The organism is Desulfosporosinus shakirovi, from assembly GCF_020595055.1.
GTDB lineage: Bacteria > Bacillota > Desulfitobacteriia > Desulfitobacteriales > Desulfitobacteriaceae > Desulfosporosinus > Desulfosporosinus shakirovi.
In genome coordinates, this window is record NZ_JAJDOO010000042.1 from 18,480 (window position 1) to 33,061 (window position 14,582).

Here is a 14,582-nt window from a genome sequence, read left to right on the forward strand (position 1 = left end):
CCTCGTATATTAAATGTACCCTAAGAAGTGATATTTGCCTAGGGGTGTTTAAACACTTTGAACAAAAGTGTTTAAAGTGTTTGAACATATGGCTCGTTGTGTGTATGTAGAAAGGGCTTTCTAAGGCAATTTATTGTTTTAAAAGGACCATCCCCATTAAACACATAAAAATACAATATTTCTTTTAAAGTACTGCAGGGATTTCTATAATTCTGTCTAATAATACATATCAGTATATCTATAGAAAGAAGGAGGAAAAAAATGTTTCACAAGAAGAGAAAATCCCTGGTTGTTATGAGTGTAATTATGTCCGCTTTGATCATGGTGAGTGGTTGCGGGGCGAGTAAGCCAGCAGCAACCACACCGGCTGCAGACAGCAAAGAGCCTATTAAAATTGGTTTCCTGGGTGCTAAGACTGGGGACGTGGCAATGTATGGCCTAAATACCTTGAAGGGCCTCAACATGGCAGTAGAAGAACTAAATAAAGAGGGTGTTCTCGGACGTCAGGTCGAACTGGTGGAAGAGGATAATGCGGGACAAAAGGATCAGGCGATTAACATTACCAATAAGTTGATCAGTCAAGACAAGGTTGCGGCTATTGTCGGGGATCCAACAACGGGTATCACTCGTGTGGCGGGACAGATTGCCAACAGCAAAAAGACAGTTATCTTGTCTGCAGGTTCGACAGGTATGGATGTGGTTGAAATCGGACCATACGTTTTCCGGGATACTTTGCTTGATACAATTGCTGCTCCTGCAACGATGAAGTACGTTATTCAGGAAAAAGGCTGGAAAAACGTGGCCTTGATTACTTCTAAGAACAATGATTACAGCGTATCCTTATCCAAAATCTTTAGCGATGCTATTGATGCAAATGGCGGTAAGGTTGTAATCGAAGAATTTATCCAAGATAAAGATACGGATTTTAGTGGACAGATCACCAAAATAAAGTCAGCCAACCCAGATGTTATTGTTTTTTCCGGTTACTATACTGAGGGAGCCCTGATCATGAAGAAAGCTCGTGAAGTAGGGATCAAGGCAATTATGGTTGGAGGAGACGGCCTTCAAGGGGACGATCTCATGAAAATCGGAGGAGCCGCTGTAGAAGGCTCAATCTCTTATGCTGGATTCTCTCCTGAGCAACCAACACCTAATACCGAAAAGTTCATTAATGCTTATAAAGCAAAATACAACAACGAATTGCCAGATCTATTTGCTGCTCAAGGGTATGATGCCTTAATGCTCATCGCTAAGGCTATCAAAGATGCTAATAGTGCTGATTCCGAGATATTTAAAGACTCCCTTGCTAAAACTAAGAATTATGATGGTGTCTCCGGATCGATTACCTTCCAAGAAAACCGTGAGCCAGTTAAGAGTCCAGTATATCTATTGGAAGTTAAAGACGGCAAGTTTGCCTTATTGAAGAAGGTTCCTGTAGAAATAAAATAACCTGTGCTCGATTCGTTTCCTTAACTAATAGCTGTAGCAGCATTAGGTCCCAGGACCAGTGCTGCTACAAAACATTAAGATAAATTCAGAATAGTACAATTACTGGTTTTATTTAAGGAGGGCGCCGAATTTGCCGATTTTGAACAATTTGATGCAGCAGCTGGTCAACGGACTTGCCCTAGGTAGTATATATGCCCTGATTGCCTTGGGCTACACCATGGTGTACGGTATTATCGGTATGATTAATTTCGCTTATGGCGAAATCTTTATGTTTGGCGCATATGCTGGACTAGTTTTAGCATTGACAAATTATGTTAATGTTTACGTAGCGTTATTAGGTGCAACGTTTATAACTATGGTGCTTGGGGTGGTTATCGAACGGGTCGCTTACAGACCCTTGCGTCGATCATCAAGACTTTCTGCGCTGATTAGTGCTATCGGAGTATCGTTCTTTCTGTCATCTTTAATGGTTCGGGTTAAGGGACCCAATACCAGGGGGTTTCCTACCCTTTTTGAAAATCGAATTTTTGAAATCGGAGATTTCCAGATTACAATTTACCAAATTGTAATTATCGGAGTAGCCGGTCTCTTGATGCTTAGCTTACATCTTTTTGTAACCTACTCTAAAATGGGGAGAGCTATGCGTGCCTGTGCTCAGGACCAGGATGCAGCCAGCCTTATGGGGGTTAATATTGACCGAGTAATATCTGTAACCTTTGCCATAGGGTCCGGCTTAGCAGGGGCCGCAGGAGTATTAGCTGGTATTTATTTTAACGCAGTTCAGCCTTACATGGGGCTTTTAGCGGGTCTTAAAGCATTTGCAGCGGCTGTCCTTGGAGGGATCGGAAGCATTCCAGGGGCAATGATCGGTGGACTGGTGATTGGTTTAACTGAAATACTGGGCGTGACCGTGAATTTGTCTGAGTACAAGGATGCCTTCGCCTTTGCCATCCTTATATTGGTGCTCCTGTTTAAACCATCGGGAATTATGGGGCGAAAAGCCAATAAGAAGGTGTAAGGAGGAAATGGCAATGAAAAAATTACTTAATAATTGGATTGTACAAGTTCTGCTGTTCCTCAGTTTGCTTGGTTTAACTGCTTACGGCTCACAAATGATTAATGACATTATTCCACCCTATTTCCTTATGATTGCATTTTTTATTGGCATAAATTTAATCATGGCTCTGGGCTTAAATCTTATTACGGGGGTAACGGGTCAGCTTTCCCTAGGCCATGCGGCTTTCATGAGTATCGGGGCTTATTCTTCGGCGATTGCTACTGTGAATTATGACCTGCCTTTTCTTCTCGGGGTACTAATTGGTGGTCTCATTGCAAGTGTTTTTGGAGTTATTATTGGTTTTCCGACTTTACGTCTAACCGGGGATTATCTGGCTATTGCCACCCTGGGCTTTGCGGAAATTGTACGAGTCCAATTCACGAATATGAAGATTACCAATGGTGCCATTGGTTTTCTTGGGATTGAGGGATCAACAACGTTCCCTATCGTTATGACTATTGCAGTTCTGACGATATGCCTTATGGTATGGTTAGAAAATTCTCGGAACGGCAGGGCTATGCTTGCTATTCGAGAAGATGAGGTTGCTTCCTCAGCAGTCGGGATTAACACCACGCTGTATAAGATTCAGGCTTTTGCCATTGGTGCTTTCTGTGCAGGGGTGGGGGGAGCTTTATTTGCTCATACGACCACATTTATTCAACCGACTGATTTTGGATTTCAAAAGTCTGTCGATATTTTAAGTATTGTTGTTTTGGGTGGTTTAGGGAGTATCCCCGGAACCATAATTGGAGCGATAGTTCTTACTGCCGCTCCGGAGATTTTGAGACCGCTGTCTAACTATAGAATGATCGTTTACGGGTTACTGCTTGTCGTGATCATGATCTTTCGTCCCTATGGTTTAATGGGCGGAGTAAACTTAAGGCAGGCCCTTCGCCGTGCAATGATGTTTCCTAAGAAAAAACAGGCCGGACGGGAGGAATAGGGATGAGTTTATTAACTTTAGACAACGTAACTATCCGCTTTGGCGGTCTGACTGCCGTCGATACCGTAAATCTAGAAATAAATCAAGGTGAAATATTGGCCTTGATTGGGCCTAATGGAGCGGGTAAAAGTACGGTGTTTAACTTGATCACAAGTATCTATCAACCCACCGAAGGTACAATTTCATTAGCTGGCAAATCCTTAGTTAGGATCCCTACTCACAAGATTGCAGAAATGGGTATTACTAGAACCTTTCAGACTATCCGTCTCTTTAGTGAACTTTCTGTGTTAGATAATGTGAAGATTGGTGCCCACTGTCGGGGAAAAGCTGGCTTGTTTCAAGCATTTACACGCTTGCCAGGCATGAAAAGAGAAGAGGCAGAAATAGAAGAAAAGGCAATTAAAGCGCTGGAATTCCTTGACTTGGCAACAAAATGTGAGGAAATGGCCAAAAACCTCTCCTATGGAGAACAGAGACGTTTAGAGATTGCAAGAGCGTTAGTATCCAAGCCAAAGTTACTCCTTTTAGATGAGCCTGCTGCGGGAATGAACCCCCAGGAAAAAGTCGTCTTAATGGAAATGATTCGCAGAATTCGTGATACAGGTATCACAATTTTTCTCGTTGAGCATGATATGAAGCTGGTCATGGGTATTTCTGAGAGAATAGCGGTGCTGGACTATGGTAAATTGATTGCTGAGGGGACGCCTTTAGAGGTTCGAAGCAACAACGCCGTTATCGAGGCATACTTGGGCTCCGGTAAATTCAAAAGCAGAATTCGTCGCTAGGGAGGGCCAAGACATGTTGACGTTAGAAAAGATAAATGTAAGCTATGGCTCAATTAGGGCGTTACACGGCATTTCTTTAGAAGTGAAAAAAGGAGAGATCGTCGCCTTAATTGGGGCCAATGGAGCAGGGAAAAGCACAACTTTACGCACAATTTCCGGACTTCTAAAACCATCAAATAAAGACAGTAAGATAACCTTCAAGGATGTTCAAATTCAAGGAGCCCTCCCGCATAAAATTGTGGAGATGGGTCTGTCTCACGTTCCGGAAGGGCGTCGAGTATTTCCAGAGATGTCTGTCTATGAGAACCTTCTAATGGGTGCGCATAGTAGGAAGGGCAAGCCTGGACAGGCAGATTTTGAGCGGGTATATCATCATTTTCCCAGACTAAAGGAGAGAATTAAGCAGTTAGCGGGCACCTTATCCGGAGGGGAACAGCAAATGCTTGCCATGGGCAGGGCCCTGATGGCCAGGCCTGACCTGCTCATCCTTGATGAACCCAGTATGGGTCTTGCCCCCATGCTGGTGGAAGAGATTTTCCACATCATTGAGGATATTAATGTAGCCGGAACGACAATTCTTCTAGTAGAGCAGAATGCTCACCTAGCCTTAGAAATTTCTAATCGGGCGTATGTCCTGGAGACGGGGGAAATCGTACTTGAAGGTCTGGCCCAAGAGTTAGCAACCAATGAGGATATACGTAAGTCTTACCTCGGAGAATAGTTATTAACCTGTGGAACGGAATTAGTTCATAGCTAAAAAATTGAGGAATCTCAAAAATTGGGAGTTCTTCTTTCAATCTGACGGTGTTCGGAATAACTGACACTTACAAGATTTGAGAGAAGGACTCTCTTTTTTTCCTTTAGTCTCCGTATATAAAGCTAATGAAGTGTGGATTATCTTAACTATTAAATCATGGCACAGGAATTGCATAGTAATACGACATGAAAGGATATTCTTTCAACTATTTATAAATAGGGGAGTGAGTTTTTTTTATGCGTATCACCGAGCATCCGATTTTAGAATTTCTGCGTGGTGAAGAGATCTCTTTCTTCTTCAATGGGCAGGAACTTAAGGGCTTTGAAGGTGAAACTATTGCTGCTGCACTTCATGCGGCTGGAGTTAGAGTTTTGGGCCACAGCCACGCAATGAATCGTCCCCGGGGTCTCTTTTGTGCGATCGGAAATTGTTCGTCTTGTCTAATGGATGTGGACGGAGAACCCAACATTAGAATTTGTGTGGAAACGTTGAAACCAGGAATGAGGGTAGAGACTCAGCAGGGAAAGGGGTGCCTAAGGTGAAAGAGACTGAGATCCTTATTGTTGGCGGCGGACCGGCAGGCCTAAGTGCTGCTTCTGCTGCGGCCAACTTGGGTGCCAGCGTCCTAGTCTTGGAACGGGACGAAAAACCCGGCGGTCAATTGATCAAACAGACACATAAATTCTTCGGGTCAAAGAAGCAATATGCTGGTGATCGAGGTTACCAGATTGGCGATTTACTTATAGAGCAGTGCGGAAATAATCCTAAGGTTGAAGTCTGGACGAACACCACCGCTCTTGGAATCTACGAAGATGGAGTGGTAACGGCTGAAGGTCGGGCAAAACATCTAAAAATAAATCCCAAAAAGATCATTGTAGCCACTGGCGCTTCTGAAAAAATGATTACCTTCCCCAATAATGACCTCCCGGGCATTTACGGGGCAGGAGCTGTACAAACTTTGATGAATGTTCATGGCATTGTCCCCGGAAGACGAGTCTTAATGATCGGAGCGGGTAATATTGGACTAATTGTCTCCTACCAATTAATGCAGGCAGGTGTGGAGATAGCGGCGATTATTGAGGCTGCACCGACCATCGGTGGTTATCTCGTTCATGCCTCTAAGATTCGACGCGCTGGGGTACCGATTTTAACTTCGCATACTATTACTGAAGCTTATGGTAATGAAAGTGTTGAGGGTGCGATTATCTGCAAGCTCGACGAGGGCTGGCAACCGGTTTCAGGGAGTGAGCAAGATCTGAAAGTTGATGTGATTTGTCTGGCGGTTGGGTTGAGCCCATTAACCGAACTTTGCTTTCAAGCAGATTGCCAGATGAAATACGTCTCAGAGCTTTCCGGACATGTGCCTGTTAGAAACGAACATTTAGAAACCACTCGCCCGGGACTTTATGTTGCGGGGGATGTCAGTGGGGTGGAAGAAGCAAGTTCGGCTATGGTAGAAGGTCGCTTGGCAGGTATAAGTGCTGCTTGCAGTTTGGGGTATGGAGAAGATATTGCTCCGAAGCTTCAAGCGGAAGCCCTGGCCGAATTAAGCGAACTTCGTGCTGGTCCCGCCGGTCAAAAGACGCTGAGGGGAATAATGAACCTAATGGATAAGGGGGGAGCGGTATGCTAAACAAAACGGGTATTCCAACAGCTGAAGATGTTAAAAAAGTTGCCCCTTCCGAGGACCGGCTTAAAAAAGGCCCTGTAGCCATTATCGAATGTTTCCAGGAGATTCCCTGTAATCCTTGCACAGAAGCCTGTAAGCAAGGTGCAATTCAACCGATGGAGGATATTAATAACCTGCCTAGACTTGATTTTGATAAATGTAATGGATGCGGTGTCTGTCTTAGCCGTTGCCCTGGGTTAGCCATCTTCATTGTAGATGCCTCTTATAGCGATACGGAAGCGGTTGTCAGGATTCCTTTTGAATATCTTCCAGTCCCTCAAGTAAGCGATAAAGTAGTTGGCTTGAGCAGAGCCGGCGAAGAACTTGGCGTTTTTGAAGTGATTAAAGTTCAGTCAGGCGGCCGGAAAAATAAGACATACACACTATGGATAGTCGTACCTAATAATCTGGCCATGGACCTTCGCAGTATTCGTTTGGGAGGGGTTAGGCATGCAAACTAAGGAAACGATCGTCTGCCGATGTGAAGATATCACTCTGGAGGAAATAAAGTCGTTGATTGATCAAGGTTACCGTACTATTGATGAAATTAAACGTGTTATTCGCGCCGGAATGGGTCCTTGCCAAGGACGTACTTGTCGGATGCTGATCGCGCAGGAATTGGCAAAATATTACGGGATCCCTGTTGGTGAAGTTTTGATGCCTACCTTTCGGCCAACAGTGAGACCGGTGAAACTGGGAACCTTTGCGGGGGGTGAATAAAGTGCAAAAATCAGCTAACGTTGTAATTATCGGCGGTGGGATTACAGGGTGCGCCACTGCGTATGAATTGGCCGTCCGTGGAGTTAAGGATATTGTGGTTATCGAAAAGCAATACCTGTCATCAGGAGCAACGGGACGATGCGGTGCCGGTGTTCGCCAGCAATGGGGAACGGAAACCAACGCAATTCTTGCCCGTGACAGTGTGAAACGTTTTGAGGGTATGAATGAAGAACTGGAATATGATAGAGATATCGAGTTTAAGCAAGGCGGTTACCTGATGGTTTCCTACACTCAAAACGAATGGAACCAGTATAAAAAAAATGTTGCCGTTCAGCATAGTCTGGGGATTCCTACTAAAATGATCACTCCTCAGGAAGCTCAAGAAATTGTGCCCCATCTGAATATTAATGGACTAATCGGTGCTACCTTCTGTCAGTCGGACGGTCATGCTAACCCGTTTCACGTTGTGGATGCCTACTATAAAGCTGCCAGTCGGCTGGGGGTTAAATTTGAGACCTACACTTCCGTCACTGGAATCACGCGGGAAAAAGGTAAGGTGACATCTGTTCAGACCTCTAAAGGTGATATCGCGGCTTCGATGGTGATTAACGCCTGCGGGTATGCGGCGGGTACGATCTGTAAAATGGTCGGTTTTGAACTGCCTCTTTATCCCCAGCGGCATCAGGCGCTGGTTACCGAACCGGTTGAACCATGCCAGGGGCCGATGGTTATCTCTCTACACCATCGTTTATACTGTCAGCAGACCCCACACGGTAGTTTTATTATGGGAGTAGGTGACCCTAATGAACCCAAGGACTTTAACATTAATTCCAGCTGGGAATTCTTAGAGGATGTGGCTCGTCAAGCGACCACAGTCTTGCCTCTTTTAAAGAACCTGCGGGTTGTTCGTCAATGGTCTGGTCTCTATGATATGAGCCCTGATGCCAATCCGATTTTAGATGAAGTTCCGGACGCTAAAGGAATGTGGGTGGCCGCAGGTTTTAGCGGTCATGGTTTTATGGTTGCTCCTCAAACAGCGGTTCTTCTGGTTCAGAAAATTCTAGGTCAAAATTGTTTTATGCCCATTGAACGATTTGGTTTGGAACGCTTCAGCGGGGGAGAATTGTTACTTGAATCAGCAGTGGTATGATGTAAAAAAACTAGGAGGAATGTTAAAAATGAACAATGCATATTTTCAACTTAAACTTCCGGAAAATGAACTAATTAAAGGTTATATGCCGGGATCACCTGAGCGGTTTGCTTTAAAAGCAGAACTTGAAAGACAATTAGTTAACCCAGTGGAAGTGCCGATTATTATTGGTGGAAAAGAAATTCGTACAGAGAATAAAGAAAAAATGATTTGCCCTCATGATCATCAGAAAGTACTTGGCGAATACTATGTAGCTGGTGAAAAGGAACTCCTTATGGCAATCGACGCAGCAGAAGCGGCCAAAGACGAATGGGAAAACATGCCTTGGGAACATAGGGCTACTATTTTCTTAAAAGCAGCTGATTTGTTGACTGGAAAATACAGAGCAAAATTATCGGCTTCTTGTATGCTTGGTCAAAGCAAGAATCCTTTTCAAGCAGAAATCGATGTCATCTGTGAATTAGCAGATTTCCTTCGCTTTAATACTTACTATGTACAAGAGATATACAAACAACAACCCAACAACTCAAGTGGTATTTGGAACCGCGTAGAATATCGTGCGCTTGACGGTTTTGTTGCAGCGATCACACCTTTCAACTTTACTGCAATCGGTGGTAACCTTGCTACTGCCCCAGCTATGGCCGGTAACACTGTTTTATGGAAGCCCTCATCCACATCGGTACTTTCAAACTACTATGTCATGCAAATTCTTATAGAAGCTGGTTTGCCTGCAGGGGTTATCAACTTCGTACCTTGCCGAGGGGTTGACTTTGGTAAAGTTGTAGTCAGTCATCCTAAGATGGCAGGCTTCCACTTCACAGGATCCACAGGTGTATTTAACAACATTTGGAATCAAGTGGGCGGAAATATTGATAAGTATGTTACTTATCCTCGTCTTGTTGGTGAGACAGGTGGTAAAGACTTTATCTTTGCACATGAATCGGCAGATATTGAAGCACTTACCTGTGCAATCGTTCTTGGTTCTTTCGAATATCAAGGGCAAAAGTGTTCTGCGGCGTCCCGTGCTTATATCCCTGAAAGTCTATGGGGGGATTTAAAAAGACGTCTTGAAGAAGAAATTGGCAAGATCAAGATGGGAGACGTTCGTGATTTCACCAACCTTGTAAATGCTGTTATTGATCAAAAATCCTTTAAAAATATTCAAAGTTATCTTGATTATGTGAGGGAATCTAAAGATGCTGACATTGTTATTGGTGGGGGAAGCGATGATAGTGTAGGATACTTTGTAGAGCCTACAATAATCTTAGCTAAGTCGCCGACATTCAAGACAATGGTAGAAGAAATCTTTGGGCCGGTTATGACCATTTATGTATATCCAAATGACAAATTAGAAGAAACTTTAAAAGAATGTGATACAGCAACCACTTATGGATTGACAGGTTCTGTATTTGCACAAGACAGAGCTGCAATTATCAAGATGGCAAAGGCTTTGGATCATGCAGCAGGTAACTTCTATATCAATGACAAACCTACCGGTGCGGTTGTTGGGCAACAACCATTCGGCGGCAGTCGTGGATCCGGTACAAATGATAAAGCTGGCAGTGCAATCAACTTATATCGTTGGATGAGTCAACGTACCATTAAAGAGACATTTGTGCCGCGTACAGTAGTTAACTATCCTTACATGGAAGAGGAATAAAATAAAATAATTTGTTGCTTATTGTATTCTGACTAGTGTAGTTTGAATTCCCCTGCAATGGGAGAATACTCTTATAAATCGTAAACAATCTGGATTATCCCAAGAACAGAATGGGTAAAACAAGGGGTCTGTTCAAAACAGTAATAAAGTGGACCCTATGTCAAGGACAATTTAAAAAAGAGGCTGAATAAGAAACCCTCATATCATAAATTTGATGTGAGGGTATTCTTCTGAGTTTTTGTAGGATACGATAGTTTCAAGAAATGTCCGCGAAATTTTCATCAATTATTTTATTCAAAATACAAATCAGATATTTATATTTTGAATAAATCAATATTAAATAGGATAACCGCTAAGCAACGTTAAACATTAAAACGAAAAGGTTATTATCTGTGTAGAGGGAACTAAACGGTTTGTGGAGAATTAAAAGATCTATCCCATTAAATTTATCTTCGAGTATAACCATCTGCTAGGGAAAGGGAACCTTAATCTTTAGCACTGAATTAGTTCTTAAAAAGCAGGAGTGGTGGAATTTTGCTTAAGGCCAGGATTTTTAACATTATGAAATACTCCATCCATGATGGGCCGGGCATTCGGACGACAATATTTTTCAAAGGTTGTCCTCTCCGCTGTCCCTGGTGTCATAACCCAGAGGGACAGAGATTCGATCAGGAGTTAATGTATCGGCAGGACAGGTGTATTGGTTGCGGGCAGTGTATAAAAGTCTGCCCAAGCAAAGCGATTGTTTCTATTGAGGGACAACTGGTTTATTTAAGAGAAAAGTGTCTGGCCTGTGGGGAATGCAGCAGGATTTGCCATGCAAGGGTGAGAGAGCTGGTTGCTAAGGAGATGTCTTTGAAAGAAGTCATGGCTGAGATCGAGAAAGATTTAATATTCTATGACGAATCCGGAGGAGGAGTAACTTTTTCCGGTGGAGAAGCGCTTGGGCAACCGGACTTTCTGCTGGAGATACTTAAGGAGTGCCGAAGAAAGGAAATTCACACTGCGGTAGAGACGGCTGGATTTGTGAGCTTAGATTCCTTGCAAATGATCAGCCCCTATGTGGATCTCTTCTTATATGATTTGAAACTTATGGATAGCAGGAAGCACCAAGATGTAACTGGGGTTCCTAATGAACTGATTAAAGCAAACCTTCGTTGGCTTGCCGAGAACCATCCACAAGTTATTGTCCGTGTAGCAATCATTCCTGGGATCAATGATGATAAAGATAATCTTCGACAAGTGGGTGAATTTGTTTCGGCGTTAAAATGTATAGCAGAAATTCATTGTTTGCCATACCACAAAGCGGGAGTGGATAAGTATCGGCGGCTTGGTCGGGAGTATAGTCTGGCGGATATACAGTCCCCTGTCGATGAACGCATGGTACAGATAGCAAAGAGGTTGGAGCAGTTTGGGTTGAAGGTGAAAATTGGGGGATAATATACGGCCACTGCTATAAAGCGAGGGTAAGGTAAATCTACAAGCAAGGAAGTGACCTAAGAATGAATAAACGAGTGACTATGCTCAGACAACGCAGCCTTGAGGCTGAAGCTTATATATCCGCAGAAAGAGCGGAGTTGATCACAGAATTCTATCGTTCGGCAGGAAATACTTCCCTTCCTGTCCAACGGGCTTTAGCGTTTAAATATTTGTTGGAGCACAAGGAGATTTGCATTAATGAGGACGAATTGATCGTAGGAGAAAGAGGGCCGGCTCCTAAGGCTACTTATACATACCCCGAACTGTGTTGTCATAGTCTGAAGGATCTGGATATCCTGAATTCGCGTCCGAAAATATCCTTCAAGGTCACTCCGGAAGTGCGTCAAGCTTACGAAGAACGAATCATCCCCTTTTGGCAAGGCAATTCTATGCGGGATATGATTTTTGCGGAAATGTCCGAGGAATGGAAGACTTCCTATGATGCTGGCATCTTTACAGAGTTTATGGAGCAGAGAGCCCCTGGGCACACCGTACTCGATGATAAAATCTATCGCTTAGGTTTTCAAGACTTTATCGCAAAGATTGATGCGCATTTGAACAAACTGGACTACTTTAACGATGCGGAAGCGTACTACAAGCAAGAACAACTAAAAGCTATGCGGATCAGTGCAGAAGCCATCATTAGGTTTGCTGAACGTCACGCTGAAAAAGCTCAAGAACTAGCCCAAGTTGAAACAGACCGTATTCGTAAGGCAGAATTGGAGAGGATTGCCGAGGTTTGTTCTTATGTTCCGGCTCATGCCCCGCGGAATTTCTGGGAGGCTTTGCAAGCCTATTGGTTTGTGCATTTAGGGGTCATCACAGAACTTAATACCTGGGATGCCTTTAGTCCGGGACGACTGGATCAACATTTGTATCCTTTCTATAAAAAAGGGTTAGATGAGGGAACCCTGATTGAGGAACAAGCTAGAGAACTCCTTCAGTGTTTTTGGGTAAAGTTTAACAATCAACCAGCGCCTCCTAAAGTGGGGGTAACTGCTGCCGAAAGCGGAACGTATACGGATTTTGCGAATATCAACAGCGGCGGACTTAAGGCGGATGGCTCAGACGGGGTCAATGACGTCACTTACCTGGTCTTAGATGTAATCGATGAAATGCGCCTCTTACAGCCAAGCTCAAACATTCAGTTAAGCAAGAAAAACCCGGATCGCTTCTTGAAACGTGCGGCACGGATCATCCGCAAGGGCTGGGGTCAACCTTCAGTATTTAATGCGGATACGGTTGTCGAGGAGCTTCTGCGCCAGGGTAAACTGATCGAGGATGCCCGGCAAGGGGGAACGAGCGGCTGTGTGGAGACAGGGGCCTTTGGCAAGGAAAGTTATATTTTAACAGGGTATTTTAATCTGCCGAAAGTTTTTGAATTAGTCTTGCATAATGGGCTAGACCCCAAAACAGGCCGGCAACTGGGCTTGGAAACTGGAGATCCCAGGAGTTTTGAGTCCTTTAATGAGTTGTTTGAAGCTTTTAAGAAACAACTTCACTACTTTATGGATATTAAGGTTAAAGGGAGTAATATCATTGAACGTCTTTATGCAACCTATATGCCGTCTCCATTTCTTTCTTTGCTAATTGATGACTGTATTGCTAAGGGCAAGGATTATAATGATGGTGGTGCTCGATATAACACCAACTATGTGCAAGGGGTTGGCCTTGGAAGTCTGACAGACACATTATCCGGAGTAAAATACCATATATTTGAGCAGAAGAATCTTGCCATAGATCAGTTGCTCGATGCTTTAAGCGCTAATTTCTCGGGACATGAGGCGGTGCGCCAGTTGCTGATGAACAAGACACCCCACTTTGGAAATGATCATGACTATGCTGACGAAGTAATGGTGGATATTTTTAATACTTACTATAGTGAAGTTAATGACAGGCCTAATACTAAGGGCGGAGTTTATCGGATCAATATGTTGCCGACGACTTGCCACGTTTATTTTGGTTCCGTCATTGGTGCTTCTGCGGAAGGGCGGAAAGCTTGGGAACCGCTTTCGGAAGGGATTTCTCCAGTTCAGGGAATGGACCTTTTGGGCCCAACTGCGGTCATTAAATCAGCTTCCAAACTCGATCATGCACGGACTGGAGGGACCTTGTTAAATCTGAAGTTTACACCTCAAGTCTTAGAGGGAGAAGAGGGAATTGATAAATTGGCTCATTTAGTGCGATCGTATTTCAAATTGGGGGGACACCATATTCAATTTAACGTGGTCAGTGCCAAGATCTTGCGAGCAGCCCAAGCTGAGCCGAAAAAATATCGGGACCTAATCGTACGAGTGGCAGGGTATAGTGACTATTTCTGTGATCTAAGTGAGGCGTTGCAGGAGGAGATTATCACCCGGACGGAACATACAACCTTCTAGGGTGGAACTGCTACGTTTAATGAAATATTATCAAGTGCTAAAGGGGTGATGATGTTTTTCCAAACTATTACTTGGGGGACTAAGAGAAAAAACGATGGAATATTGCCGGAGGAAGACCATGGAAAGAAAATTACGGAAAAGAGCTTAAAGAGATCATAATAGTATAAAAGCATTGAACCTTGGCCATTGGAAAAATGGGGATGTAACGAAACTTGTTTTCCAGTTTATTGCATTCCCGCTCCACTTGTAATCCCCTGATATAATAGAGGACTGTTCACCACTTCAAAGGTGTACAGTCCTCTATTTTGGGATAACGCACCACCAGTTTGAAAAAACTCAAGTTTCGTTACGGCCCCATTTTTATATTAAAAGTAAGAGGAGATTTCGTTTAATCCAGCTCAAATGAATAAAGCTTATTCTTTAACCATTTTGTAACTATTATTAAGATCTCTGTAAAAAACAATTTAGGGATTAGGTGTATGATAGTGTCAATAAATGTTCGCAAAAACCATCCGAATTCCTAAAGGCAGAT

The 14,582-nt window shown here is 43.5% G+C and carries 13 protein-coding genes; all 13 read left to right on the top strand.

Annotation, left to right across the window (positions count from 1 at the left end):
• Nucleotides 1–261: 261 nt before the first annotated feature.
• The 13 genes from LJE72_RS22555 to hypD all read left to right on the top strand — a co-directional run bounded on the left by LJE72_RS22555 (nt 262) and on the right by hypD (nt 14,050).
• On the top strand, nt 262–1,449 hold the full coding sequence (locus LJE72_RS22555; protein ID WP_229250224.1) for an ABC transporter substrate-binding protein: 1,188 nt from the start codon (nt 262–264) through the stop codon (nt 1,447–1,449).
• 130 nt (nt 1,450–1,579) lie between these two features.
• A complete protein-coding gene (locus LJE72_RS22560; protein WP_084110386.1) occupies nt 1,580–2,467 on the top strand; it encodes a branched-chain amino acid ABC transporter permease in 888 nt (295 codons plus the stop codon).
• Between the two features lie 13 nt (nt 2,468–2,480).
• Nucleotides 2,481–3,449, top strand: coding sequence for a branched-chain amino acid ABC transporter permease (locus tag LJE72_RS22565; protein ID WP_229250225.1), 969 nt, complete (start codon nt 2,481–2,483; stop codon nt 3,447–3,449).
• Nucleotides 3,450–3,451: 2 nt separating this feature from the next.
• A complete protein-coding gene (locus tag LJE72_RS22570; protein WP_229250226.1) occupies nt 3,452–4,234 on the top strand; it encodes an ABC transporter ATP-binding protein in 783 nt (260 codons plus the stop codon).
• Nucleotides 4,235–4,247: 13 nt separating this feature from the next.
• Nucleotides 4,248–4,955, top strand: a complete 708-nt coding sequence (locus tag LJE72_RS22575; RefSeq protein ID WP_229250227.1) for an ABC transporter ATP-binding protein — start codon at nt 4,248–4,250, stop codon at nt 4,953–4,955.
• A 272-nt stretch (nt 4,956–5,227) separates the two neighbouring features.
• On the top strand, nt 5,228–5,533 hold the full coding sequence (locus LJE72_RS22580) for a (2Fe-2S)-binding protein (protein ID WP_229250228.1): 306 nt from the start codon (nt 5,228–5,230) through the stop codon (nt 5,531–5,533).
• Nucleotides 5,530–6,624 carry an NAD(P)/FAD-dependent oxidoreductase gene (locus LJE72_RS22585; RefSeq protein WP_229250229.1) on the top strand — a complete coding sequence of 365 codons (1,095 nt, stop codon included), beginning with the start codon at nt 5,530–5,532 and terminating at the stop codon, nt 6,622–6,624. Before LJE72_RS22580 ends, LJE72_RS22585 begins: the two co-directional genes overlap by 4 nt.
• Nucleotides 6,618–7,121: a 4Fe-4S dicluster domain-containing protein gene (locus LJE72_RS22590; RefSeq protein ID WP_229250230.1), complete on the top strand. Its 504-nt coding sequence runs from the start codon at nt 6,618–6,620 to the stop codon at nt 7,119–7,121. The genes LJE72_RS22585 and LJE72_RS22590 overlap by 7 nt, the downstream gene beginning before the upstream one ends.
• Nucleotides 7,111–7,380, top strand: a complete 270-nt coding sequence (locus tag LJE72_RS22595; RefSeq protein ID WP_073031250.1) for a (2Fe-2S)-binding protein — start codon at nt 7,111–7,113, stop codon at nt 7,378–7,380. The genes LJE72_RS22590 and LJE72_RS22595 overlap by 11 nt, the downstream gene beginning before the upstream one ends.
• Nucleotide 7,381: 1 nt before the next feature.
• The gene (locus LJE72_RS22600) at nt 7,382–8,530 is read left to right on the top strand and encodes an NAD(P)/FAD-dependent oxidoreductase (RefSeq protein WP_229250231.1); all 1,149 of its coding nucleotides are present in this window, start codon (nt 7,382–7,384) and stop codon (nt 8,528–8,530) included.
• A gap of 28 nt (nt 8,531–8,558) precedes the next feature.
• On the top strand, nt 8,559–10,190 hold the full coding sequence (gene pruA / locus LJE72_RS22605) for an L-glutamate gamma-semialdehyde dehydrogenase (protein WP_229250236.1): 1,632 nt from the start codon (nt 8,559–8,561) through the stop codon (nt 10,188–10,190).
• Nucleotides 10,191–10,724: 534 nt separating this feature from the next.
• Nucleotides 10,725–11,630: a glycyl-radical enzyme activating protein gene (locus tag LJE72_RS22610; RefSeq protein ID WP_229250232.1), complete on the top strand. Its 906-nt coding sequence runs from the start codon at nt 10,725–10,727 to the stop codon at nt 11,628–11,630.
• Between the two features lie 62 nt (nt 11,631–11,692).
• Nucleotides 11,693–14,050 (top strand): trans-4-hydroxy-L-proline dehydratase, encoded by a 2,358-nt coding sequence (gene hypD / locus LJE72_RS22615; protein ID WP_229250233.1) that lies wholly within the window; start codon nt 11,693–11,695, stop codon nt 14,048–14,050.
• Nucleotides 14,051–14,582: the final 532 nt, after the last annotated feature.